The 23,195-nt window shown below is 73.2% G+C and carries 22 protein-coding genes; 13 read left to right on the forward strand and 9 right to left on the reverse strand.

Features of this window, described 5'->3' with window-relative positions; translation table 11 throughout:
• Positions 1 to 161: 161 nt before the first annotated feature.
• The 3 genes from F8279_RS17295 to F8279_RS17305 all read left to right on the forward strand — a co-directional run bounded on the left by F8279_RS17295 (position 162) and on the right by F8279_RS17305 (position 1,756).
• The gene (locus F8279_RS17295; protein WP_151500479.1) at positions 162 to 785 is read left to right on the forward strand and encodes a DedA family protein; all 624 of its coding nucleotides are present in this window, start codon (positions 162 to 164) and stop codon (positions 783 to 785) included.
• A gap of 38 nt (positions 786 to 823) precedes the next feature.
• Complete coding sequence (locus F8279_RS17300; RefSeq protein WP_151500480.1) at positions 824 to 1,006, forward strand: hypothetical protein; 183 nt, start codon at positions 824 to 826, stop codon at positions 1,004 to 1,006.
• Between the two features lie 96 nt (positions 1,007 to 1,102).
• Positions 1,103 to 1,756 (forward strand): DUF998 domain-containing protein, encoded by a 654-nt coding sequence (locus tag F8279_RS17305; RefSeq protein WP_151500481.1) that lies wholly within the window; start codon positions 1,103 to 1,105, stop codon positions 1,754 to 1,756.
• A gap of 38 nt (positions 1,757 to 1,794) precedes the next feature.
• Here F8279_RS17305 and F8279_RS17310 read toward each other — a convergent pair whose 3' ends face one another.
• Positions 1,795 to 3,198 (reverse strand): NAD(P)H-quinone dehydrogenase, encoded by a 1,404-nt coding sequence (locus F8279_RS17310; protein ID WP_151500482.1) that lies wholly within the window; start codon positions 3,196 to 3,198, stop codon positions 1,795 to 1,797.
• Between the two features lie 115 nt (positions 3,199 to 3,313).
• Between F8279_RS17310 and F8279_RS17315 the strand changes: the two genes are divergently transcribed.
• Positions 3,314 to 3,769, forward strand: coding sequence for a gamma-glutamylcyclotransferase (locus F8279_RS17315; protein ID WP_013284020.1), 456 nt, complete (start codon positions 3,314 to 3,316; stop codon positions 3,767 to 3,769).
• Positions 3,770 to 3,843: 74 nt separating this feature from the next.
• Here F8279_RS17315 and F8279_RS17320 read toward each other — a convergent pair whose 3' ends face one another.
• Genes F8279_RS17320 through F8279_RS17335 form a run of 4 tightly spaced genes read right to left on the reverse strand, consistent with a single transcriptional unit; the run spans position 3,844 to position 7,191 of the window.
• Positions 3,844 to 4,806 carry a GNAT family N-acetyltransferase gene (locus tag F8279_RS17320; RefSeq protein WP_091415489.1) on the reverse strand — a complete coding sequence of 321 codons (963 nt, stop codon included), beginning with the start codon at positions 4,804 to 4,806 and terminating at the stop codon, positions 3,844 to 3,846.
• A gap of 42 nt (positions 4,807 to 4,848) precedes the next feature.
• Positions 4,849 to 5,589 (reverse strand): hypothetical protein, encoded by a 741-nt coding sequence (locus F8279_RS17325; RefSeq protein ID WP_151500483.1) that lies wholly within the window; start codon positions 5,587 to 5,589, stop codon positions 4,849 to 4,851.
• Between the two features lie 43 nt (positions 5,590 to 5,632).
• Positions 5,633 to 6,559, reverse strand: coding sequence for a hypothetical protein (locus F8279_RS17330; protein WP_091415481.1), 927 nt, complete (start codon positions 6,557 to 6,559; stop codon positions 5,633 to 5,635).
• A 2-nt stretch (positions 6,560 to 6,561) separates the two neighbouring features.
• Positions 6,562 to 7,191 (reverse strand): MBL fold metallo-hydrolase, encoded by a 630-nt coding sequence (locus F8279_RS17335; RefSeq protein ID WP_091415478.1) that lies wholly within the window; start codon positions 7,189 to 7,191, stop codon positions 6,562 to 6,564.
• Positions 7,192 to 7,315: 124 nt separating this feature from the next.
• Here F8279_RS17335 and F8279_RS17340 point away from each other — a divergent pair, with 124 nt between their 5' ends.
• Positions 7,316 to 8,305: a DUF4349 domain-containing protein gene (locus F8279_RS17340; protein ID WP_151500484.1), complete on the forward strand. Its 990-nt coding sequence runs from the start codon at positions 7,316 to 7,318 to the stop codon at positions 8,303 to 8,305.
• On the opposite strand, the gene F8279_RS17345 is transcribed toward F8279_RS17340, so the two are convergent.
• Together F8279_RS17345 and F8279_RS17350 are read right to left on the reverse strand one after the other, a co-directional pair.
• Positions 8,262 to 9,521: an amidohydrolase gene (locus F8279_RS17345; protein WP_091415471.1), complete on the reverse strand. Its 1,260-nt coding sequence runs from the start codon at positions 9,519 to 9,521 to the stop codon at positions 8,262 to 8,264. The genes F8279_RS17340 and F8279_RS17345 overlap by 44 nt on opposite strands.
• A gap of 471 nt (positions 9,522 to 9,992) precedes the next feature.
• Positions 9,993 to 11,576 carry a methylmalonyl-CoA mutase gene (locus tag F8279_RS17350; RefSeq protein WP_091415467.1) on the reverse strand — a complete coding sequence of 528 codons (1,584 nt, stop codon included), beginning with the start codon at positions 11,574 to 11,576 and terminating at the stop codon, positions 9,993 to 9,995.
• Between the two features lie 203 nt (positions 11,577 to 11,779).
• Between F8279_RS17350 and F8279_RS17355 the strand changes: the two genes are divergently transcribed.
• Positions 11,780 to 13,807, forward strand: a complete 2,028-nt coding sequence (locus F8279_RS17355; RefSeq protein ID WP_091415464.1) for a serine/threonine-protein kinase — start codon at positions 11,780 to 11,782, stop codon at positions 13,805 to 13,807.
• 49 nt (positions 13,808 to 13,856) lie between these two features.
• Positions 13,857 to 15,521: a phospho-sugar mutase gene (locus F8279_RS17360; RefSeq protein WP_151500485.1), complete on the forward strand. Its 1,665-nt coding sequence runs from the start codon at positions 13,857 to 13,859 to the stop codon at positions 15,519 to 15,521.
• 55 nt (positions 15,522 to 15,576) lie between these two features.
• Here F8279_RS17360 and F8279_RS17365 read toward each other — a convergent pair whose 3' ends face one another.
• Both F8279_RS17365 and upp read right to left on the reverse strand, forming a co-directional pair.
• Positions 15,577 to 16,263: a GPP34 family phosphoprotein gene (locus tag F8279_RS17365; protein ID WP_151500486.1), complete on the reverse strand. Its 687-nt coding sequence runs from the start codon at positions 16,261 to 16,263 to the stop codon at positions 15,577 to 15,579.
• 159 nt (positions 16,264 to 16,422) lie between these two features.
• Positions 16,423 to 17,055, reverse strand: a complete 633-nt coding sequence (gene upp / locus F8279_RS17370; protein ID WP_091415454.1) for a uracil phosphoribosyltransferase — start codon at positions 17,053 to 17,055, stop codon at positions 16,423 to 16,425.
• A 136-nt stretch (positions 17,056 to 17,191) separates the two neighbouring features.
• On the opposite strand from upp, the gene deoC reads away from it, so the two are divergent.
• From deoC to F8279_RS17400, 6 genes are all read left to right on the forward strand, one after another.
• Positions 17,192 to 18,151, forward strand: coding sequence for a deoxyribose-phosphate aldolase (deoC, locus tag F8279_RS17375; protein ID WP_091415451.1), 960 nt, complete (start codon positions 17,192 to 17,194; stop codon positions 18,149 to 18,151).
• Positions 18,152 to 18,156: 5 nt separating this feature from the next.
• Complete coding sequence (locus tag F8279_RS17380) at positions 18,157 to 19,587, forward strand: aldehyde dehydrogenase family protein (RefSeq protein ID WP_151500487.1); 1,431 nt, start codon at positions 18,157 to 18,159, stop codon at positions 19,585 to 19,587.
• A complete protein-coding gene (locus F8279_RS17385; protein WP_151500488.1) occupies positions 19,580 to 20,404 on the forward strand; it encodes an aldehyde dehydrogenase family protein in 825 nt (274 codons plus the stop codon). The genes F8279_RS17380 and F8279_RS17385 overlap by 8 nt, the downstream gene beginning before the upstream one ends.
• A 55-nt stretch (positions 20,405 to 20,459) precedes the next feature.
• On the forward strand, positions 20,460 to 20,906 hold the full coding sequence (locus F8279_RS17390; RefSeq protein ID WP_026268060.1) for a BlaI/MecI/CopY family transcriptional regulator: 447 nt from the start codon (positions 20,460 to 20,462) through the stop codon (positions 20,904 to 20,906).
• Between the two features lie 10 nt (positions 20,907 to 20,916).
• A complete protein-coding gene (locus F8279_RS17395) occupies positions 20,917 to 21,822 on the forward strand; it encodes a M56 family metallopeptidase (RefSeq protein WP_151500489.1) in 906 nt (301 codons plus the stop codon).
• Positions 21,823 to 21,924: 102 nt separating this feature from the next.
• Positions 21,925 to 23,172: a cytochrome ubiquinol oxidase subunit I gene (locus F8279_RS17400; protein ID WP_151500490.1), complete on the forward strand. Its 1,248-nt coding sequence runs from the start codon at positions 21,925 to 21,927 to the stop codon at positions 23,170 to 23,172.
• Positions 23,173 to 23,195: the final 23 nt, after the last annotated feature.

Below are 23,195 nucleotides of genomic sequence, written 5' to 3' on the forward strand. Positions count from 1 at the left end.
CGGGGCCCCGCCCACCCGTCACCTCCGGCCGGGTCGGCTCGTTTTCCACCTACGGCCCGTCGGTGTCGCCTGTCACCGCCAGGCGGGGCCGGTGGTGGTGACGCCGGACACGGCGTCAGGCTCGATCCGGTCGAACGGAGAACTCCGGCGAGGTGGCGGTCGTGGCCGAACTCATCTCTGACGTCGCGTCGCCCATGTGGGCGTACGCGCTGCTGCTGATCCTGCTGATCGCCGACGCCTTCATCCCGGTGGTGCCGACCCAGCTCGTCATGATCACCAGCGGGGCGCTGACCGTGTACGGCGGGCTCAGCCTGCCGCTGACCATCGCGGTCGGCGCGGCAGGCGTGTTCATCGGGGATCTGGCCTGCTATCTGATCGGCCGCACCACGCCGACCCGCCGCCCGGCCCGCGCGACGACGCCCGGACGGGCACGTCGGGCCGTCACCCGGGTCACTCGCGGGCTGCGCGAACCGGGACCGCTGGTGATCCTGCTCTGCCGCTTCGTGCCCGGCGGCCGGATGGCGGCCTGCTTCTCGGCCGGGCGTAGCCGCTACCCGTACCGCCTGTTCCTGCCCTACGAGGCGGCGGCGGCCCTCGCCTGGTCCAGCTACGGGGCGCTCGTCGGTCATCTGGGCGGTACGGCGCTGACCCACTCGGCGTGGCGGTTGCTGCTGATCGGCGGCGTGGCCGCGGCCGGGTTCGCGCTGGCCGGGTGGGCGATGACCTGGATCAGCAGCACCCGCCAGACCCGCACCAAGGCCACCGCCGACTCAGCAGGCAGCTGACCCCCGAGCACCTGTTCGACGCGAAGGAAGCACAGACCATGAGCGACGCGGCGGGCTGGCAAGACGTCAAGGCCAGAGCCCGGCGGATCGATCCCTCGTGTGACGACGCCGAGCGCGCGGCTCAGCGCAGACATCTCAGGGAGCAGATGCTGGAATGGGTCGCCGCCGCGCAGCCGGCGGGAGACCGGCCGGACGATCCACCTCGACCCGGCCTGACCTGACGCGGTTCTCCGGGGCCCGGTAGGGGACGACCCGGGGACCGAAGTGGGTGGTGGTCCCGGATCCGTCTGGGGCGGTTCCGGCGACAGGCTGGCCGTATGCCTGGAACGCGGAGAAGCGGCCTGCTGGCCATCGGCGGGATCGTCCTGGCGGCGGTGCTCGCGGTGATCGGTCATCTCGAGGTGAGCGACGACCTGGATCCCTGGTCGCTGACCGTCAGCGACTTCGCCGTCTCCGATCGGGGCGGCGTCATCGACACCGCGATGGCGGTGCTCGCGGCGGCCAGTCTGATCCTGCTGCCGGCGCTGCGCCGGTCCGGTGCGGGCCGGGTGCCGCTCGCGTTGTTGACCGCCTGGTCGGCCGGGTTGCTGGCCGCTGCCTCGGTGCCCACGAACGAGCCGGGTACGCCGATGGACACCGCCGCGTACGTGCACCGGTACGCCTCGGTGCTGTCGTTCCTGGCCCTGCCCGTGGCCGGCTGGCTGCTCGCCCGCCACCCGGTCACCGGAGCGGCCGCCTGGCTGCGCGGGCTGACCATGGCCAGCCTGGTGCTCGCAGGCGCGATGATCTGGTCCGCCTACCTCGGCGACCGCGCTTTGCTGGGCCTGATCGAGCGCCTCCTGATCCTCACCGAGACAGCCCTGCTGGCAACCCTGGCCCTGCACCTGACCCTGACCAGAGTCGCCGATCATGGAGTTGTGGCCCCGCACAGACCGGGCATACCAGTCGGATCGGGGGCCGCAACTCCATGATCGACGAGCAAGGAACGGGCGGAGGGCGAGAGGCCGGGCTACTCCAGCTCGTGGAGCATGAGCTGGCGGGCGGCCTCCGTGATGGAGCCGGACAGGCTCGGGTAGATGGTGATGGTGTGGGCCAGCTCGTTGACGGTGAGGTTGTTCTCCACCGCCATCGTGATCGGCAGGATCAGCTCGCTGGCCTTCGGCGCGACCACCACGCCGCCGATCACCTGACCGCTCGCCGGCCGGCAGAACAGCTTGACGAAGCCGTCGGCCAGGTCGTCCATCTTCGCCCGGGCGTTGCCGGACAGCGGCAGCATCACCTGGCGGGCCGGGGTCTTGCCGGCGTCCACCTCGTCCTGGGAGACGCCGACTGTGGCCAGCTCCGGGTCGGTGAAGACGTTCGCGGCGACGGTACGCAGCCGCAGCGGCCGGACCGCCTCGCCCAGCGCGTGCCACATGGCGATGCGGCCCTGCATGGCCGCGACGCTCGCGAGCGGCAGCACGCCGGTGCAGTCGCCCGCCGCGTAGATGCCCGGCACGTTGGTACGGGAGACCCGGTCCACCGTCACGAAGCCGCCCCGGGCCAGCTCGACGCCGTACTCGGCCAGGCCCAGATCGGCGGTGTTCGGGATCGAGCCGACCGCGATCAGCGCGTGCGAGCCGGTGACCTGCCGGCCGTCGGAGAGCACCACCTCCACCCCGTCGCCGACGCGGCGGACCGCCTCGGCGCGGGAGTTGTTCAGGATGCTCATGCCCCGGTTGCGGAACACCCGCTCGATCGCCATCGCGGCGTCGGCGTCCTCGTGCGGCATGACCCGGTCCCGGCTGGAGACCAGCGTGACCTTGACGCCCATGGCCAGGTACGCGCTGGCGAACTCGGCGCCGGTCACGCCGGACCCGACCACGATCAGGTGCTCGGGCAGCTCGGGCAGGTCGTACACCTGGCGCCAGGTCAGGATGCGTTCGCCGTCCGGTACGGCGGTGGGGAGCTGGCGGGGGGTCGCGCCGGTCGCGACGAGCACCGTCGACGCGGCGATCGAGTACTCCGCGCCGTCGCCGGCCGGGGTGACGATGACCCGGTGGGTGTGGCCGAGCGTGTCCTCGCCGAGGCGGGCGTGGCCGGCCACGAACTCGACCCCGGCCTTGACCAGCTTGGTGTGGATGTCGGCGGACTGCGCCAGGGCGAGCCGCTTGACCCGCTCGTGCACAGTCCGGGCGTCGACGGTGACCGCCTCCAGGCCGTCGGAGTGCACCCCGAACTCCTCGGTGTCCCGGTAGCCGGTGACCACCTCCGAGCTGGCGATGAACGTCTTGGAGGGCACGCAGTCGGAGAGCACGCAGGCGCCGCCGGCGCCCTCCGCCTCGACCACTGTGACATCGGCGTCCAACTGCGCGGCGACCAGAGCCGCCTCGTACCCGGCCGGCCCGCCGCCGATGATCACGATCTGGCTCACCGAGCCATCCCTTCGTCGAAGCTCACAATGCTCACAGTGACTTTCTTCTCCCCGTCGGGTTCGACACGCACTGTCGTATTCTCCCCCACCCGTCAGCCGGGCTATCGTCGTCGCCGTGCGTCTCTACGCTGCTTACGGCTCGAACCTTGACCCCGCCCGCATGCGCGCCTACTGCCCGCATTCGCCGATGGTGGGCACCGGCTGGCTTGAGGGGTGGCGGCTCACCTTCGCCGGCGAGGACGTCATCGGGTGGGAGGGCTCGGTCAGCACCGTGGTCGAGTCCCCCGGTGACCGGGTGTTCGTGGCGCTCTACGACATCCACCCGTACGACGCCGCGCAGCTCGACGAGATCGAGGGCGTGACCGCCGAGACGTACCGCCGGCTGACGGTGCGCGTCTCGACGCTCGACGGCGACGTGACCGCGTGGGTCTACGTGTTCGACGGGTACGAGGGCGGGCTGCCCACGGCGTGGTACCTGTCGGAGATCGCGAACGCCGCGGAGAAGGCGGGCGCGCCGGACGACTACGTCACCGAGCTGCGGTCCCGCCCCACCGGCACCGCGTCCGCGTAGCGCGTCTCCCACACTCACAGTGTGCGCCGCGCGGCCTGCCGGTCGCTCGGCGACCCCGGTTCGGGGGTGCCGGGTCACACCCGCGAGGCGGGCACGCTCCGCTCGTACATGTCGACCCAGCGCTCCTCCACCAGCCCGACGGAGCGGTAGAGCGTGACCGGCGCGGTCGGGTTGGCCAGGTCTACGCCGAGCCCGGCCCCGGCGCGGCCCTTCGCCGCGTAGACCGCGAAGGCCCGGCGCAGCAGCGCCGCGCCCACCCCCCGACGCCGGTACGCGGGCAGCACCGACAGCGTCCGCACCCACCCCCGGTCCTGGTCGAGCGCCTGGTCGGAGGACTGGAGCGCACCGGCCGGCTCGCCGTCGACCTCGGCCAGGAACCACTCGTCCCAGACCTTGCCGTACGACGGCAGCAGGTCCCGCCACTGCTCGAAGTCGAGCGGGTCGTGGTCGGGGGTGTCCCGGAACGCGGTGTCGTAGATCCGGTGGAACAGCCGCATGTCGCTCTCGTCGTCGGCCCGCAGTGGCCGGACGGTCACCCCCGGCGGGGGCGCCGGCTCGGCGGGCAGGCCGGCGAGCGAACGGCTCATCCGGATGTAGCGCTTGATCCGGGTGAACCCGGCCTCGGTCAGCTCACCGGCCCAGCGGGTCTCCGGCGCGTACACGCCGGCGCGGGCGGTCAGCGCGGACAGGCCGCGCTCGGCGGCCCGCTCGGCGACCCGCTCCAGCAGCCGCGCCAGCAGCGGCGCGCGCAGGTCGGCGCCGCGGTCGGGGTCGACGAGGACATCCACCCACTCCCGGCCCACGCCGCTCGGGTTGGCCAGGATCGACCAGGCCACCGCCGTACCGTCCGGGTCGGTGACCAGCCAGGAGTCCCGGGCCGGGTCGACGAACGGCGCGGTCAGCGCGGACCGCACGTCCTCTTCGTCGAAGTCCGGGTAGCCCACGGCGAACGTGTCGGCGGCGTGCACCACCGCCAGGATCGCGGGCACGTCGTCGAGGGTCGGGCGGCGGGCCGACCAGCCGGCGGGGAGCGTCACGGGCCAGATCCTGGCAGCCGGACCGGCCGCGTCGCCTCCCATTTATCCGCCGCGGGCGCGCTGCCGCGCGGCGCCGAGCAGACTCAGCAGCTCAGCGCCCTCGGCGGCGCTCAACGAGCGGAACGCCGCCGACGCCAGCCGGTCGGTCACCGCCTCGGCCCACAACCGGCGCCGTACCAGCGGCCCGACCGGCGGGTACGGGGGCACCCAGCCGCACGCCGCCGCGCCCGTCTCGCCCTCCGGCCCGGCCAGCACCGCCTCCAGCGGCGTCAGCCCGGCCGCGCGCACCGCCAGCAGGTACGCCCCGGCGAAGTGCTCACGCAGCAGCAGCATGCCGACAGCCGCCCGCGCACCGGGTGACGGGTCGGGCACCGGCATGGCCCGCCAGGCGGCGAACAGTGGCATGCCGCTGCCCTCCGCCGCGTCGACCGCCCGGCCCAGCAGCGCGGCGAGCCGCGACGACCCGGCGCCGTCGCCCAGCCGGGCGGTGCCCCACCGGCAGCACTCGGCCAGGTTGGCGGCGGCCACCTCCAGCGGCGGGACGGTCCGCGCGGCGGCGTCCCAGCCGTCCGTGACCGCCTCCGGTGCGATGAAGCCGAGCGCCGCGGCGACCGTCTCGGCGCGGACGTCACCGAGCGCCCCGGCCCGCCCGGTGATGTAGAAGGCCCACCCGGAGATGCCGAGCAGCCGTGCCCGGCGCAGCGTCGACGGGCAGCGGGCGAACGCCTCCCCGAGTTCGAGCACCAGCGGTTTGCAGGCGGCGGCGAGCTGCTCCGGGGTCATCGGCGGCCCGTCACCGTCACTCCACCGTAGCCATTCATCACGCTCAGTCTGCCCGGTCGTCACCGGAGTCGGAATCCCCCTCTTCGGCGTCGAGCGCCTCCAACACGGCCTCCACCTCACCGGCCCGGCGCCGGGCCGCGGTGACCGCCCGTTCCGCGCCCCGGCGGGCCAACCGCGCCCGGCTCAGCTCCTGCTCGGCCACGGCCCGGCGACGTTCCAACTCGGCCAGTTCGGTCTCGATCCGGTCCAGCGTCGCGGCGCCGTCCCGCTCGGCCGCGTCGGCCGTGGCCAGTTCCTTCTCGGCCCGGTCCAGGTCCGCGCGGGCCCGGGTCAGCTCCCGGGTCGCGGTCCGCCGCCGTCCGGCCCGTTCGGCCCGCGCCGCCCGCTCGTCGCGGGCCCGGCGCGCGTCGGCCCGCTCGGCCGCCCGATCCGGTACGACCGGCGCCTCCTCGCCCCCTGTCACGAGCCGGAGCTGGGGGCGGGGCACCTCGCCGAACCCGGCGTAGTGGCTGGCCCGCAGCAGACGTCCGGCGCGTACCTGCTCGGCCACCTGGGTGTCCGACAGCGCGGCGTTGAGCGTCGCCTCCACCTCGCCCAGCGGCAGCTTCCCGGCCGGGGGCGCGGCGGGTTCGGCGGCGGCGAGCCGACGTACCTCCGCCACCAGCGCCCCCACGACGGCGCGCCGCTGCGCGGACAGTTCCCGGAGCTTGCCGCCGCGCAGGTCGCGCTGTGCGGCGCGCAGCGACTCGGCCAGCTGGGTGAGGTCGGCGACCAGCTCGGGCCGGCGGATCGCCAGCAGGTTGACCAGCCACGCCGCCACGGTGGGCCGGCGCAGCTTGCCGATCTCCCGGGCGGTACGCGGGTCACCGGACTGCCGCGCCCGCGCGACGGCGGCGTCCCGGGCCGCGACGAACCGGTCCGGCGGCGTGGCGTAGAGCTGCCGGATCACCTCCGCGGGCACCTCGGCCATGTTCAGGCGTCGATCCGGGTGCCCGGCTCCAGTCGGCGGTAGTCGGTGTTGGACATCGCCGTGTACTGCCGGTCCAGCACGCCGAAGCCGTTGTCGTTGAGCAGCCCGTCGTGCAGCGCGTACGCCCGGCGCGGCGCGACCGCGCGGATGAAGTCGACCACCTCGGAGAACTTCGACCAGGGCGCGTGTATCGGGGCGAACAGCGTGTCCACCTGCACGTCGTCGGGCACGAACAGCGCGTCTCCCGGGTGGTAGACCACGTCGGCGAAGAGGTAGCCGATGTTCTGGATCACCGGGATGTCCGGGTGGATGACCGCGTGCTGCCCGCCGTACGCCCGCACCGGCACCCCGGCGACGGTGAACGACTGTCCGGGCTCGACCGTCACCAGCGCCTCGGCGGCGTCGCCGAGCACGCCGGCCAGAGACGCGGGACCGTGCACGGGCACCGGCCGCCGTTCCAGCGCCCGGGTCAGCGTGGCGACGTCCACATGGTCCGGATGTTCGTGGGTGATCAGCACCGCGTCCGCCCCGTCCAGCGCCGCCGGATCGCTGAAGACACCGGGGTCGACGACGAGCACCGCACCGTCGTGCTCCAGCCGGAGGCAGGAGTGCGCGTACTTGGTCACCTGCATCGTGACTCCTCGAATACCGAATCGTGATGTCCTGAGCGCAGTCTGCCGGAACCGGCGCGACCACGCGTCACGTCCGAGGTATCGGTCCCGGTTGGCGGGGCCGCCGACGATCGGAGTACGGGGTATGGGCGGACGACGACTCCGGGGCGTGGCCCTGGTGGCTGTGGGTCTGATAGCGGCGCTGAGTGTGGGCGCGTGCGGCGCGGGCGGTGACAGTGGCAGCGACTCGGCCGCGCCGGCGGCCGACTCAGGCGCGGGACGCGAGCAGGCCGCCGAGGGCGGCGCGGACGGCGGTGGCGCGGACCGCGACCAGGCCGCTCCCGGCGGCACCGGCGGCGCGGACCTGCGGGTCGATCAGCGATCCATCATCTACACCGGGACCATGCAGGTCCGGGTGGACGATGTGGAGGCCGCGGCGCGGGAGGCGGTCACCGCCGTCACCGCGGCCGGCGGGTTCGTCGGCGCCGACCGGCGGTCGAGCCGGGACGCCGAGGCGCGGGCCGCACTGACACTGCGCGTGCCGGCGGACCGGTTCAGCGCGGTGATCGACCAGCTCGCCGGCTTCGGCCGGCAGGAGCGCCGGGAGATCCGCACCGAGGACGTCACCGAGCAGGTGGTCGACCTGGACGCCCGGATCGCCACCCAGCGGGCGCGGGTGGAGAGCGCCCGCAAGCTGCTCGCCCGGGCCACCTCGGTGGACGAGTTGGTGCGGCTGGAGAACGAGGTGGGCAGCCGGCAGGCGGACCTGGCCTCGCTGGAGGCCCGCAAGCGCCGGCTGGCGGACCTGACCTCGCTCTCCACCATCACCGTGACGTTCCTCGGTCAGGACGCCAGCACCGCCGAGGAGGAGGCCGACCTGGGCTTCCTGGCCGGGCTGGGCGGCGGCTGGACGGCGTTCCTGGCCTCGGCCCGGGTCCTGCTCACAGTGCTCGGCGCGGTGCTGCCCTTCGCGGTCGTGATCGGCGTACCGCTGTGGTTGCTGCTCCTGTGGCGGCGCCGGGTGCGGGCCCGGCGGACGCCGCCGGGCCCCGAACCGGTGCCGATGCCGGCGGGGCTGGCCGGCGGTCCGGTCAGCGGGCCGCCGCCAGTGCCCGCAGCGCGGTCTGGACCATGAGGCGTACGCCCGCCTCGATGGCGCGCTCGTCCACGTCGAACGAGGCCCGGTGCAGGTCCACGTTGGGCCCGCTCCGGCCGACGCCGAGGCGGGCGAGCGCACCGGGCACGTGCTCCAGGTACCAGGAGAAGTCCTCGCCGCCCATGCTCTGCGGCGTCTCGGCGATGCCGTCGGGGCCGAGCGCCGCGGCGGTGGCGGCGGTGAGCACGCCGATCGCGCGGGCGTCGTTCGTCACCGGGGGCCGGCCACGCAGGTATTCCAGGTCGACCGTGGCGCCGGTGGGGGCGAGCACGTCCCGCACCACCTGAGCCACGATCTCGGGCGCCTGGTCCCAGGTGTCGCGGTCCATCACCCGCAGCGTGCCGGCCGCGCACGCCTCGGACGGGATGACGTTGTAACGGGTGCCGGCCGAGGCGTGGCCGAACACCAGCAGCAGCCCGCTGTTGGCCGGCACCCGGCGGCTGATCAGCGTCGGCACCTCGGTGACCAGGCGGCCGAGCGCGTCCACGAGGTCCACGGTCAGGTGCGGGCGGGCGGTGTGCCCGCCCGGCCCGGTGAGGCGGACGGTGACGTTGTCGGCGGCGGCGGTGATCGGGCCGACCCGCAGGCCGACCTTGCCCACCGGCAGGTTCGGGTCGCAGTGCAGCGCGAAGATCTGCACCACGTCGTCCAGGCCGCCGGCCTCGATGACCTCCAGCGAGCCGCAGGGCAGGATCTCCTCGGCGGGCTGGAAGATCAGCCGGACCCGGCCGTCGAGCCGGCCCGTGTCGGCGAGCTGGGCCAGCAGCATGCCGACGCCGAGCATCACCGACGTGTGCACGTCGTGGCCGCAGGCGTGGCAGACGCCCTCCACCGTCGAGCGGTACGGCACGTCCTTCGGGTCGCTCAGCGGCAGCGCGTCGATGTCGGCGCGGAGCGCGATCACCGGCCCGTCCGGGCGTCCGTCGATGTCGCAGATGACGCCGTTGCCCTTGGGCAGCAGGCGCGGCTTGAGACCGGCGAGGGACAGCTCACGGTGTACCAGGGCGGCCGTCTCGAACTCCTCGCCGGACAACTCCGGGTGGGAGTGGATGTGGCGGCGCGTTTCGATGAGGCCGGGTACGCGCAGCGCGAGCAGATGGTCGAGCTCGAAGGGCAGGGGCTGGTAAGCGGTCGGCGCCTCGGGCCGGGACGACGACAGCAGGCCGCCGGAAGGCAGCGTCAACGCACTCGTCACGTCGAATTCTCGATCACTAGAAGTGGATGGATCTTCGGGTCGGACAGCAGACAGCCTAGACCTCCGGCGGTGACGCTGCGCAACATCTTTCGCGTAGCGGTCGGACCGCGCAGCGTCACGAATCCCCTGGTGAGAGGGCTCGAATATCTGCGGGACAGCAGGTAGATCGCGGTCGAACGCCGTCATCCGCCTCCCACCTCCTACAACGCGTAACCGTTTCAACGGCCACAAATACCGGCCCGTCGTTCCGAATTGTCGCATTAGTCGCGGCAATTAACTGTCGCTCCGACAATTGCACGACAACTGTCGGCTGCCGGAAGACTCCCGACGGTGACACGAGGGTCCGACCGTCGACCGCACAGCCTGTCCGTCCCGTTCACCCGATCCGGTTACCCGAATCGCCGAATCGCACACGCGAAGGCGGCCCGCGCCGCACACCGAGGGTGCACGGCGGGGCCGCCTCCGGACAGCTCAGAACCGGTCGCTGGGCCGGTAGATCCCCCACACCTCGCGCAGCGTTCCGCAGACCTCGCCGACCGTCGCGCGGGCGCGCAGCGCCTCCTTCATCGGGTAGAGCACGTTGGCGTCCCCCTCGGCGGCGGCACGCAGCTCGGCCAGGGCCCGCTCGACCGCGCCCGAGTCCCGCTCGGCGCGCAGCCGGGCCAGCCGCTCCCCCTGCGCCGCCTCGATCGCCGGGTCCACCCGCAGCGGCTCGTACGGCTCCTCCTCGTCGATCTGGAACCGGTTGAGCCCGACCACCACCCGCTCACCCGAGTCGATCTCCTGGGCGATCCGGTACGCGGACTGCTCGATCTCCCGCTTCTGGAAACCGGCCTCGATCGCGTCCACCGCCGAACCGTGGTCGAAGACCCGGTCCATCAGCTCGGTGGCCGCCGCCTCCACCTCGGCGGTCATCGCCTCCACCACGTACGAACCGGCGAACGGGTCGACGGTGGCGGTCAGGTCCGTCTCGTACGCCAGCACCTGCTGGGTCCGCAGCGCCAGCCGGGCCGCCTTCTCGGTGGGCAGCGCGATGGCCTCGTCGAAGCTGTTGGTGTGCAGCGACTGGGTGCCGCCGAGCACCGCGCCGAGGCCCTGCACCGCCACCCGGACCAGGTTCACCTCCGGCTGCTGGGCGGTGAGCTGGACGCCCGCGGTCTGGGTGTGGAACCGCAGCATCATCGACTTCGGGTTCTTCGCGCCGAACTCGTCGCGCATCAGCCGGGCCCAGATCCGCCGGGCGGCGCGGAACTTGGCGATCTCCTCCAGGAGCGTGGTGCGGGCCACGAAGAAGAACGACAGCCGGGGCGCGAAGTCGTCCACGGCCAGCCCGGCGGCGAGCGCCGCGCGGACGTACTCGACGCCGTTGGCGAGCGTGAACGCGACCTCCTGCGCGGGCGACGCGCCGGCCTCGGCCATGTGGTAGCCGGAGATGGAGATGGTGTTCCACTTCGGCACCTCGGCCCGGCAGTAGGCGAAGGTGTCGGCGACCAGCCGCAGCGAGGGCTTCGGCGGGAAGATGTACGTCCCCCGGGCGATGTACTCCTTGAGGATGTCGTTCTGGATGGTGCCGTTGAGCGCCGCACCGGGGACGCCGTTCTCCTCGGCCACGAGCTGGTAGAGCAGCAGCAGCACCGAGCCGGGCGCGTTGATGGTCATCGAGGTGGAGACCTTGTCCAGCGGGATGCCGCCGAACAGCGTGCGCATGTCCTCGATGGAGTCGATGGCGACGCCGACCTTGCCCACCTCGCCGTGCGCGATCGGGTCGTCCGAGTCGTACCCCATCTGGGTGGGCAGGTCGAACGCGACGGACAGGCCCATGGTGCCGGCACGTAGCAGCTGGTGATAGCGCGCGTTGCTCTCGGTCGCGGTGCCGAAGCCGGCGTACTGCCGCATGGTCCAGGGCCGGGAGGTGTACATCGTCGGGTAGACCCCGCGGGTGTACGGGAACTCGCCCGGCTCGCCCAGCCGGGCGTCCAGGTCCTCGGGAAGGTCTGCCGCCGTGTAGACGCCCTGGATCGGGAAACCCGACTCGCTTGACCGCGCATCGCTCATTACCGGATGGTAGGACGCGCAGACCGCCTGGTGGGTGAGGGATACCGCACACCTCACGGCGGCGACCCACCGGAGGTGAGCGGCCGACCACATACCGTCGAGTAGCTAAACGCCCGCCGCGTCGGGTTTCGCATCGGGCGTCGGAACCAGCAAGATAGGGGGGTTGTGTCCCAGCCCCCTCGATATCCCCCGGTGGCTTTTCTGTGACTCAGATTCCGACGTGGAGCGGCGGACCGGCCAGTCCCCCCACTGGACGCGCGGCGCCCGGCACCACCATCGGTGGTCGCTACTCGCTGCGCTCCCCGGTGGGCAACGGAGGCATGGGCACGGTCTGGCGGGCCACAGACACGTTGCTGCGCCGTGATGTGGCGGTCAAGGAGGTCGTCCTCCCGCCGGGGCTCGCCCCGAGCGACCGCGACGCGCTCTACGAACGGACGCTGCGGGAGGCCCGTGCCGCCGCCGCGATCCAGCACCCGGCAGTGGTGCAGGTCTACGACGTGGTCACCGAGGGTGGCCGTCCGTGGATCGTGATGGAGCTGCTGGACGCCCGCAGCCTGGCCGACATGGTGATCGAGGACGGGCCGGTCGCGCCGCGCGCCGTCGCCAAGATCGGGATCGCGCTGCTCGGCGCGCTGGAGGTGGCGCACGCCATCGGCGTGCTGCACCGCGACGTCAAGCCGGCGAACGTGCTGATCTGCACCGACGGCCGCTGTGTGCTCACCGACTTCGGCGTCGCCCGGATGCCCACCGACGTGCAGCTCACCACGCCCGGCATGGTGCTCGGCTCGCCGCACTTCATCTCGCCCGAGCGGGCCATGGGCCAGGAGTTCGGGCCGCCGAGCGACCTGTTCTCGCTCGGCGTGACGCTCTACACGGCGGTCGAGGGCCGGCCCCCGTTCGACAAGGGCGACCCGATCGAGACCATGCACGCCGTGGTCGAGGACCCGCCCGCCACGCCGCAGCGCAGCGGCCCGCTGACCGGCGTGCTGATGGGGCTGCTGGAGAAGGACCCGGCCCGCCGGATGGACGTGCACCGCGCCCGGGCCAACCTGCGCGAGCTGCTCGCCGGGCCGCTGACCAGCACCGCGACCGCTGTCAACTCGGTCACCGACCCGTACGCGGTGGTGCCGGTTCCGCGCCCGACCACGCCGCCGGCGATCGCGGCGGAGCCGAAGCCGAGCGGGCAGATCGGCGGCCGGGCGATGATCAGCCCGGACGAGTCGCTCACCGACCGGCTCGCCGCGCTGCGCCGCGGTGAGCGGCCCCAGGCCGAGAAGGCCGCGGCGGGTGCCGCCGCGCTCGACGAGACCAGCGCCGACGCGCTGGCCGGCCCGCTGCACACCCCGACCGGCGCGATGTCCGGGCCGGGCACGCCGGAGGCCACCCAGCGCATCTCGCCGGACGCCACGGTCCGGCTCGGCCAGGGCGCCGGGGCGGACGCGACCCAGGCGGTGCCCACCGCCACGCCGGCCACCTACGGCCGCACCGTCGACGCCACCCAGCCGGTGTACGGCGGCGGAAACCAGTGGTCGGTGCCCGGCACCGGCCAGGCGTGGACCACCCCGGCCACCGCACCGGCGGCCGGCGGAGGTGCCCTCGGCGCGACCAAGGGGTTGCTCGGCCGGGTGAAGGCGTGGCCGCGCAAGGTCCAGCTCGCCGCCGCCGGTGGCCTCGCCGTGGTGCTGCTGGTGAGCGTGATCGCGCTGACCAGCGGCGGCGACGACGACGGGCCGCCGCCGATCGTGGGCACGCTGCCGTCGAACTCGGCCGCCGCCGCGCCGGAGATGCAGGAGCAGACCGTCAAGGGCATCACCATCCAGGTGCCGAAGGGCTGGCAACGGCAGACCGGCGGCCTCTTCGTCGACTACGTCGACCCGAACGACGAGGGCCGCAAGGTGCGGGTCATCGCCGAGAAGTGGGGCGGCACCTCGATCAGCTGGGCCGAGTTCGCCTCGCGGAACCTGAAGAGCAAGACCGCGAACAGCAAGACCTGCCCGGCCCCCTACACCGAGTTGTCAGTCTCCGAGCAGCCACTCGCCGGCCAGACCGCGGGCCAGCTCGAATACACCTGCGGCGAGGGCGAGGCCATGCGGCACGGCATCTGGCGGGGCCTGGTCAAGGACGGCAAGGTCTACTCGTTCTACCTCTCCACGACCGACGCACGATTCGCCGAGAGCAAGCCGATCTTCGACGCGATGGTCGACTCGTTCCAGCTCACGGCGACGAACTGAGTCGAGGCCGGCGGCCATTGGTGATCCGCCGCCGTGCTTTCATGAGGCAATGGCGGCGGATACCACTGACCTTGACGACCTTCGCGTGCAAGCCGAGCGCTGGCTCGCCGACGACCCGGACCCGGCCGGCCGCGCCGAGCTGCGCGCGGTCCTCGACGGGCTGCCCGGCACGGCGGCCGACCTGGCCGACCGGTTCGCCGGTCCGCTGACCTTCGGCACCGCCGGGCTGCGCGGCCCGCTGCGCGCCGGGCCCAACGGCATGAACCTCGCCGTGGTCACCCAGGCCGCCGCCGGGCTCGCCGGCTGGCTCGCCGCCCAGGGCGGCGAGGGCCCACTGGTGATCGGGTACGACGCCCGGCACGGCTCGCTGGCCTTCGCCGAGCGCACCGCGCAGGTGGCCACCGGTGCGGGCCGGCCGGCACTGCTGCTGCCCCGGCCGCTGCCCACGCCCGTGCTGGCGTTCGCGGTCCGCCAGCTCGGCGCGGTCGCCGGAGTGATGGTCACCGCCAGCCACAACCCGCCGCAGGACAACGGCTACAAGGTCTACCTGGGCGCGCAGCTCGGCGGTGACCTGGGCGCCGGCGCGCAGATCGTGCCGCCCGCCGACGCCGGCATCGAGGCCGCCATCCGGGCGGTCGGCCCGCTCGCGGCGGTGCCGCTCGGCCCGGCCGGGCAGGTGCTCGGCGACGACCTGGTGGCCGCGTACGTCGAGCAGGCCGCCGCCGTGGTGGACCCGGCCGGACCACGGGATCTGAAGGTGGCGTACACGCCGCTGCACGGGGTGGGCGCCGCGGTGCTGACGGCCGCGTTCGCGCGCGCCGGTTTCGGCGTTCCCGGCGTGGTGCCCGAGCAGGCCGAGCCGGACCCGGCGTTCCCGACCGTCAGCTTCCCCAACCCGGAGGAGCCCGGCGCGGTGGACCTGCTGGTCGCGCTCGCCGACCGCACCGGCGCGGACATCGCCGTCGCCAACGACCCTGATGCGGACCGCTGCGCCGTGGCGGTACGCGACGCCGGGTCCTGGCGGATGCTGCGCGGCGACGAGGTGGGCGCGCTGCTGGCCGATCACCTGATGCGGCGCGGCGTGACCGGCCTGTACGCCACCACGATCGTGTCGTCGGCGCTGCTGCGGGCCATGGCGGCGGCCCGGGGTCTGCCCTACGACGAGACGCTCACCGGGTTCAAGTGGATCGTTCGGGCCGGCGGCGGCCGGGAGCCGCTGGTGTACGGCTACGAGGAAGCGCTGGGCTACTGCGTCGCGCCCGGTCACGTACGCGACAAGGACGGCATCACGGCCGCGCTGACGGTCGCCGAGCTGGCCGCCGGTCTCAAGGCCGAGGGCCGTACGCTCCTCGACCGGCTGGACGAGCTCGCCGCCGAGTTCGGCGTGCACCACACCGAGCAGCTCTCGGTCCGGGTGGAGGACCTGCGGGTGATCGCGGACTCGATGGCCCGGATCCGGGCGGCCACGCCGACCGCGCTGCTCGGGCAGCCGGTGACCGAGGCGTCCGACCTGCTTCCGGACGCGGACGTGGTGATCCTGCGCACCGGCGCGGCCCGGGTGGTGATCCGGCCCTCCGGCACCGAGCCGAAGCTCAAGGCGTACCTGGAGGTGGTGGAGCCGGTGAGCGGCGGCGACGTGCCGGCTGCCCGGCAGCGCGCGCGGGCCGCCGTGGCCGAGCTGCGCAACGAGATCGCCGCCGCCCTGGGGCTCTGACGGTCCGGTGCGTCTGCCGTCGCTCCGGCGACGACGGACGCACCCGTCACCGGCCTCAGCCTGCGGCGGGCCGCTTGCCGAGGGCGGCGTCGACGGCCTGGCCCAGCGCGGCGATGACCAGGCTGATCGACGGGCGCACCACGCTGTCGTCCAGGCTCACGGTGCCGGAGAACCCGGCGCCGGCAGCGATCTCCTCCAGTCGCCGGCCGGCGTCCTCGGCTGCCGCGCCGGTCAGCCCGAGCGCGGGTTCCATCCGCAGCACCGCGACGAGCGTGGCCAGCGCGGCGGTCCGCTCGTCCGGGAGCTGCCCGCTGGTCAGCGCGTCGGCCAGCCGCCGCCGGATGTCCGCCTCGACCGAGGCGTCCGCCACCGGGTAGCGGTGCACGTGGATGAAGCCCAGCTCGGCCTCCTCCACGTCCCGCACCACGCCCCGCCCGCAGAGGTCGGAGAGGATGCGGTCGCGCAGCCCGTGCCGCAGCCGCTGTACCCAGGACGACGGCGTGTGCGGGGTCTCCGCGGCGATCTTGGCGAGGACGGCGTCCGCGATCGGCTCGCCGGTCGGGGCCGGGTCGACCACCGCCAGGTTCCCCTCCGCGTACGCGACCCGTCCGGCCAGGGCCAGCTCGACCAGCACCGCGGCGGCCATGCCCAGGTCCAGGCTGATCCGCGGCATGGTGGCCTTGCCGGTTTCGTCGTCATACGCGAGGAGCAGCAGCTCCTCGGCGAGCGCAACACCAGTCATGGCCCGGAACGCTAGCGCCTCCCCGCACCCCCGCGCACCGACTCGCCGGGGCCGCCCGATTCACGCCGAGAGGGCCCCTTCCCAGCGGGAAAGGGCCCTCTCGGCCGAATAGCCGGATCCCGGGGTCGCCGGGTCGAACCGGATCCCCGGACGGCCGGGTCAGAAGCGGGGCATGCCGCCGAACTGGCGGTCGCCGGCGTCGCCCAGGCCGGGGACGATGAACTTCGAGTCGTTCAGTCCCTCGTCGATCGAGGCGGTGACCAGGCGCAGCGGCAGGCCGGAGCGCTCCAGCCGCTCGATGCCGACCGGGGCGGCCAGCACGCACAGCACCGTGATGTCGGTGCAGCCGCGGTCGGCGAGCAGCCGGCAGCAGTGCTCCAGCGAGCCGCCGGTGGCGAGCATCGGGTCGAGCACCAGCACCGGCAGGCCGGCGAGGTCGCGCGGCAGCGACTCCATGTACGCGCGGGGCTCGTACGTCTCCTCGTCGCGGGCCAGGCCGACGAAGCCCATCGACGACTCGGGCAGCAGGCCGAGCGCGGCGTCGGCCATGCCGAGACCGGCCCGCAGCACCGGCACCAGCAGCGGCGGGTTCGCCAGCCGGGTGCCCTCGGTGGCGGTGACCGGGGTCTGGATCGAGTACTTCTCGACCGGGAAGGAGCGCGCGGCCTCGTACACCAGCATGGTGGTGAGTTCGCGCAGCGCGGCCCGGAACGACGACGAGTCGGTCCGGGCGTCCCGCATGGCGGTCAGCCGCGTCTGGGCGAGCGGATGGTCAATGACGGTTACGTCCACGATCGCTCAACCTACCGTTTGGCGGCCGGGCGCAGGGCAGGTGCGGTACGACCAGCGACACCGCTCACGTATGACGCTCACAACCGGTCGATCGTGAGCAAGATCACTCGACTCGCGGGTGCGTACTATTCGGGGCATGACGGCGACAACGACGTCGGCCCGGTCGGACCTCACCGAGCTGGGACGATCCGAGACCGCTCTGCGGACCTTCCTGCACGGCCTGCCCGGCGTGGACCAGGTGGGCGCGGAGCAGCGGGCGGCGCAACTCGGCACCCGCTCCATCAAGACCACGGCGAAGGCCGAGGCGATCGACCTGGCGATCCGGATGGTCGACCTGACCACCCTGGAAGGGGCGGACACCCCGGGCAAGGTGCGGGCGCTGGCGGCGAAGGCGCTGCGCCCCGACCCGGCCGACCCGAGCTGCCCGCACGTCGGCGCGGTCTGCGTCTACCCGTCGATGGTCCCGCACGTGGCCGAGGTGCTGCGCGGCTCCGGCGTGCACCTGGCCAGCGTGGCGACCGCGTTCCCGTCCGGCCAGGCGCCGCTGGAGATCAAGCTCGCCGACGTGCGGGCAGCGGTCGAAGCGGGCGCCGACGAGATCGACATGGTGATCAACCGGGGCGCGTTCCTGGCCGGGCGCTACTCCGAGGTCTACGACGAGATCGTGGCCACCAAGGAGGCATGCGGGAACGCGCACCTCAAGGTCATCCTGGAGACCGGCGAGCTGGCCACGTACGACAACGTGCGGCGCGCCTCCTGGCTCGCCATGCTGGCCGGCGGCGACTTCATCAAGACCTCCACCGGCAAGGTCCCGGTCGCGGCCACCCTGCCGGTGACGCTGGTGATGCTGGAGGCGGTCCGCGACTTCCGCGCCGCCACCGGGCGTCAGGTCGGCGTCAAGCCGGCCGGTGGCATCAAGACCACCAAGGACGCCATCAAGTACCTGGTCATGGTCAACGAGACGGTCGGCGCCGACTGGCTGAGCCCGGACTGGTTCCGGTTCGGCGCGTCGAGCCTGCTCAACGACCTGCTCATGCAGCGCACCAAGCTGACGACCGGCGTCTACGCCGGCCCCGACTACTTCACCCTGGACTGAACGCGATGTTCGAATACGCTCCCGCCCCCGAGTCCCGCTCGGTGGTGGACCTCAAGCCCTCGTACGGGCTCTTCGTCGACGGCGCGTTCGTCGACCCGGCTTCCGGCGGCAGCTTCAAGTCGGTGAACCCGGCCTCCGAGGAGGTGCTGGCCGAGATCGCCGAGGCGGGCGAGGAGGACGTGGACCGCGCGGTCCGCGCCGCCCGGACCGCGTACGAGAAGGTCTGGGGTCCGATGCCGGGCCGGGACCGGGCCAAGTACCTGTTCCGGATCGCCCGGATCATCCAGGAGCGCTCGCGCGAGCTGGCGGTGCTGGAGTCGCTGGACAACGGCAAGCCGATCAAGGAGTCCCGCGACGTCGACCTGCCGCTGGTCGCCGCGCACTTCTTCTACTACGCGGGCTGGGCCGACAAGCTCCCCCACGCGGGCTTCGGCCCCGACCCGAAGCCTCTCGGCGTGGCGGCGCAGGTCATCCCGTGGAACTTCCCGCTGCTCATGCTGGCGTGGAAGATCGCCCCGGCGCTGGCCGCCGGCAACACGGTGGTGCTCAAGCCGGCCGAGACCACCCCGCTCGCCGCGCTGCTGTTCGCCGAGATCTGCCAGCAGGCCGACCTGCCCGCCGGTGTGGTGAACATCGTCACCGGCGCCGGCGACACCGGCCGGGCGCTGGTCGAGCACCCGGGCGTGGACAAGGTCGCGTTCACCGGCTCCACCGAGGTCGGCCGCGCCATCGCCCGCTCGGTCGCCGGCACCCGCAAGAAGCTCACGCTGGAGCTGGGCGGCAAGGCCGCGAACATCGTCTTCGACGACGCCCCGATCGACCAGGCCGTCGAGGGCATCGTCAACGGCATCTTCTTCAACCAGGGCCACGTCTGCTGCGCCGGATCCCGGCTGCTGGTCCAGGAGTCGGTGGCCGACCGGGTGCTGGAGTCGCTCAAGCGCCGGATGGCCCAGCTCCGCGTCGGCGACCCGCTGGACAAGAACACCGACGTCGGCGCGATCAACTCGGCCGCTCAGCTCGCCCGGATCCGGGAGCTGTCCGACGCCGGGTCCGCCGAGGGCGCCGAGCGCTGGTCGCCGCCGTGCGAGCTGCCCGAGCGCGGCTTCTGGTTCGCGCCGACCATCTTCACCGGCGTCACCCAGGCGCACCGGATCGCCCGCGAGGAGATCTTCGGCCCGGTGCTGTCCGTGCTGACGTTCCGCACCCCCGCGGAGGCCGTCGAGAAGGCCAACAACACGCCGTACGGGCTGTCGGCCGGGATCTGGACCGACAAGGGTTCCCGGATCCTGTGGCTGGCCGACCGGCTGCGCGCTGGCGTGGTGTGGGCCAACACGTTCAACAAGTTCGACCCGACGTCGCCGTTCGGCGGTTACAAGGAGTCGGGCTACGGTCGCGAGGGCGGCCGGCACGGGCTGGAGGGGTACCTCAATGTCTGAGCGGGTCGCGGTACGCAAGACGTACAAGCTCTTCATCGGCGGGAAGTTCCCGCGCAGCGAGTCGGGACGGTCGTATCTCGTGCAATCGGCGAACGTGTCTCTTGCCTCCCGGAAGGACGCGCGGGACGCGGTCGTGGCCGCCCGTGCCGCGGTGAAGGGCTGGGCCGGGGCGACCGCGTACAACAGGGGTCAGATCCTCTACCGGGTCGCCGAGATGCTGGAGGGCCGGCGCGAGCAGTTCGTGGCCCTGGGCGTCCCGGCCGACGAGGTGGACGCGGCGATCGACCGCTGGGTCTGGTACGCGGGCTGGTCCGACAAGCTGTCCCAGGTGTACGGCGGCGCGAACCCGGTGGCCGGCCCGTACTTCAACCTGTCCGCGCCGGAGCCGACGGGCGTGGTGGCTGCGGTGGCCCCCGAGGAGCCCGCGCTGCTCGGCCTGGTGAGCGTGATCGCCCCGGCGATCGTCAGCGGCAACACTGTGGTGGTGGCCGCCTCCCCGGCGGCGCCGCTGGCGGCGGTGACGCTCGCCGAGGTGCTCGCGACCTCGGACCTGCCCGGCGGGGTGGTCAACATCCTCACCGGCCGGCTGGCCGAGACGGTGCCGACGCTCGCCGCGCACATGGACGTCAACGCGATCGACCTGACCGGCGTCGCCGACGCCGAGCTGGCCGCCGACCTGGAGATCAGGGCCGCGGAGAACCTCAAGCGGGTGCTGCGGCCGGCCCCGGCGGACCACGACTGGCACGCCGACCCCGGCATCACCCGGATGACCACGCTGCTGGAGACCAAGACGGTCTGGCACCCGAAGGGCGTCTGACCCGGGCGGTCCCCGGGGGTCGGAAGGGATCTACTACCGGGGGTAGGATTGCCGGGTGACTCGGCTGGGGGACCTTGAGCGTGCGGTGATGGACGTGCTGTGGGACGCGGCGCCCGCCTCGTCGGGCGGGGTGACGGTACGCGAGGTCGCCGACGCCCTGGACGGCCGCGAACTGGCCTACACCACTGTCATGACAGTGCTCGACCGGCTCGCCGGCAAGGGCATGGTGCAGCGCGAGCGGGAGGGGCGGGCCTGGCGTTACCGCCCGGCCGCCACCCGCGAGGCGCACATCGCCCAGCTCATGCTCGAAGCCCTCGACCTCGGCGGCAGCCGGGACGCCGCACTCGTGCGCTTCGCCCGCTCGGTGACCGGCACGGAGGCGGACGTCCTCCGCGCCGCGCTCGGCGCCGAGGCCGGGGCGACGGTCGAGGACGGACCGGCAGGCCGGGTCGAGAACCCCCGGCCCGGTCGGCCGGCGCTCGACGAGGCGACGGACCGGTAGGGCGGCTGCCGTGGCGTACGCCCTGCACTTCGCCGCGATCATCCTGGCCTGCTGGCTGACCGCGCAGGTTCTCGCCGCCGCGCGCTGGACCTGGCGGGCGCCCCGGGTGGCGATCATCTGCTGGCAGGCGGTCGGGCTGGCGCTCGGACTGTCTGCCATGGGGCTGCCGATGGCGCTGGGGCTCGACGCGTACGACCGGGCGACCGGGTACGCGCTGCTGGCCCTGGCCGACGACCTGGCCCACGGCACGCTGCCCGCCGGGGTGGGCGCGGTGCACCTCAGCCTGGTCGGCGTCGGTCTCGGTATCGGCGCGGTGCTGCTCACCACGACGGTACGCAGCCTGCACGGCGCGGTCCGCGCCCAGCGCCGGCACCGGGAGCTGCTGCACCTGGTGGCCCGGCGCGACCCCACGGTGCCCGGCGCGCTGGTGCTGGACCACCCGAGCGCGGCGGCGTACTGCCTGCCCGGGGTGCGTCCCCGGGTGGTGGTGAGCGCCGGCACGCTCGACCTGCTCGACCCGGCCGAGCTGGCGGCGGTGCTCACCCATGAGCGGGCGCACGCCCAGGAGCGGCACGACCTGGTGCTGCTGCCGTTCACCGCGCTGTGCCGGGCGCTGCCCTGGTTCCGGTGGGTACGGGATGCGCACGCGCGGGTGGCGCTGCTGGTCGAGATGCGCGCCGACGACAAGGCCCGGGAGCTGCACGCGGACGCGCCGCTCGCCGGTGCGCTGCGCCGGTTCGCCGCCGCCGAGCACCGGGTGCAGCCGGCGGGCACGCTCGGACTCGGCGACCGCGACCTCGACGTACGGGTGCAGCGGCTGCTCGTCGCGGACCGCCCGCCGCGGGTGCTCGGCGCGATGGCGCTGGCCGTCGCGGGCACGCTCGTGTCCCTGCCGTTCGCCCTGTTCCTGAGCTGACCTCACCCCTACGGGACTTCTCCGGGTTCGCGCGCTCCTATAGGTAGTGAGGCTACGTGTAGGTTGGCTACGACAAGAGAGCCAACCCATGGGAGGACGACAGTGGACCCGCTGCTCCTCGCCCGCCTCCAGTTCGCCACCACCACCTCGATCCACTTCCTGTTCGTGGCGGTCACGCTCGGCCTGGTCACGCTGCTGGTCGGGTTGCAGACCGCCGGCTACCTGACCGGCAAGCCGGTGTACGAGCGGCTGACCCGGTTCTGGGGCCAGCTCTACGTGATCAACTACGTGCTCGGCATCGCCACCGGGATCGTGATGGAGTTCCAGTTCGGGCTGAACTGGAGCGGGCTGTCGCGCTACGTCGGGAACGTGTTCGGCGCGCCGCTGGCCATCGAGACGCTCGTGGCGTTCTTCCTGGAGTCCACGTTCCTCGGCATGTGGATCTTCGGGTGGCACCGGCTACGGCGCGGCGTGCACCTGGCGCTGCTCTGGGGCGTGGCGATCACCGCGTACGCCTCGGCCTTCTGGATCATGGTGGCGAACGCCTGGCTCCAGAACCCGGTCGGGTACGAGGTCCGCGACGGCGTCGCCCACCTCACCGACTTCGGCGCGCTGCTCACCAATCCCACGTTCGGCATGGCGTTCGGCCACGTCGTCTCGGCCGGCCTGGTCACGGGCGGCCTGCTGATGGCCGCGGTGAGCGCCTGGCACCTGCTCCGGCGTACCCCCGACTACGCGCTCTTCCGCACCTCGCTGCGGCTCGGTCTGGTCACCGCCGCGCTCTCGGTCAGCATGCTCCAGGGCTTCGGCTTCGCCCAGTTCGGCCCGGTGGCGCAGCTCCAGCCGACCAAGTTCGGCGGCGGCCCCGATCGCGACGCGCTCGTGACCGACTGGACCGCGCGGTTCGGCCCCGGCGACTGGGAACCACCGGTGCTCTCCAACGTCGGCCTCGGCTTCATGATCCTGATCGGCTTCACGCTCGGCGCCGTCTGGCTCCTGCTGCCGCTGCTCTGGCGGGACTGGATCATCCGGCTGAAGGTTCCGCTCTGGCTGATCCTGCTCGGCCTGCCGCTGCCCTTCGTGGCGATGCTGCTCGGCTGGATCGCCCGCGAGGTCGGCCGCCAGCCCTGGGCCGCGTACGGGCTGCTGCCCACCGCGCAGGCCGTCTCGCCGGTCTCGCCCGGGCTGATGCTCACCTCGCTGATCGGGTTCAGCCTGCTGCTCGGCGCGCTCGCGGTGACCAACTGGGTGCTGCTGGCCCGGCACGCCGCCCGCGGGGCGCACGACCCGGCGCTCGGCCGCCCGCCCGCGCCCGACAGCGACGCCCACCACCAGCCCGTGTTCGCCTGAGGGAGCCCGCCGTGGAACTCGCC

This window comes from Micromonospora sp. AMSO1212t, from assembly GCF_008868145.1.
In the GTDB taxonomy this organism is placed as follows: domain Bacteria; phylum Actinomycetota; class Actinomycetes; order Mycobacteriales; family Micromonosporaceae; genus Micromonospora; species Micromonospora tulbaghiae.

Bases quoted from the DNA above. Each gene is read 5' to 3' on its own strand.
- F8279_RS17300 (WP_151500480.1), top strand. From the start codon at position 824: ATGAGCGACGCGGCGGGCTGGCAAGACGTCAAGGCCAGAGCCCGGCGG.
- F8279_RS17305 (WP_151500481.1), top strand. From the start codon at position 1,103: ATGCCTGGAACGCGGAGAAGCGGCCTGCTGGCCATCGGCGGGATCGTC.
- F8279_RS17325 (WP_151500483.1), bottom strand. From the start codon at position 5,589: ATGACCCCGGAGCAGCTCGCCGCCGCCTGCAAACCGCTGGTGCTCGAA.
- F8279_RS17330 (WP_091415481.1), bottom strand. From the start codon at position 6,559: ATGGCCGAGGTGCCCGCGGAGGTGATCCGGCAGCTCTACGCCACGCCG.
- F8279_RS17335 (WP_091415478.1), bottom strand. From the start codon at position 7,191: ATGCAGGTGACCAAGTACGCGCACTCCTGCCTCCGGCTGGAGCACGAC.
- F8279_RS17340 (WP_151500484.1), top strand. From the start codon at position 7,316: ATGGGCGGACGACGACTCCGGGGCGTGGCCCTGGTGGCTGTGGGTCTG.
- F8279_RS17350 (WP_091415467.1), bottom strand. From the start codon at position 11,576: ATGAGCGATGCGCGGTCAAGCGAGTCGGGTTTCCCGATCCAGGGCGTC.
- F8279_RS17360 (WP_151500485.1), top strand. From the start codon at position 13,857: ATGGCGGCGGATACCACTGACCTTGACGACCTTCGCGTGCAAGCCGAG.
- F8279_RS17365 (WP_151500486.1), bottom strand. From the start codon at position 16,263: ATGACTGGTGTTGCGCTCGCCGAGGAGCTGCTGCTCCTCGCGTATGAC.
- deoC (WP_091415451.1), top strand. From the start codon at position 17,192: ATGACGGCGACAACGACGTCGGCCCGGTCGGACCTCACCGAGCTGGGA.
- F8279_RS17380 (WP_151500487.1), top strand. From the start codon at position 18,157: ATGTTCGAATACGCTCCCGCCCCCGAGTCCCGCTCGGTGGTGGACCTC.
- F8279_RS17385 (WP_151500488.1), top strand. From the start codon at position 19,580: ATGTCTGAGCGGGTCGCGGTACGCAAGACGTACAAGCTCTTCATCGGC.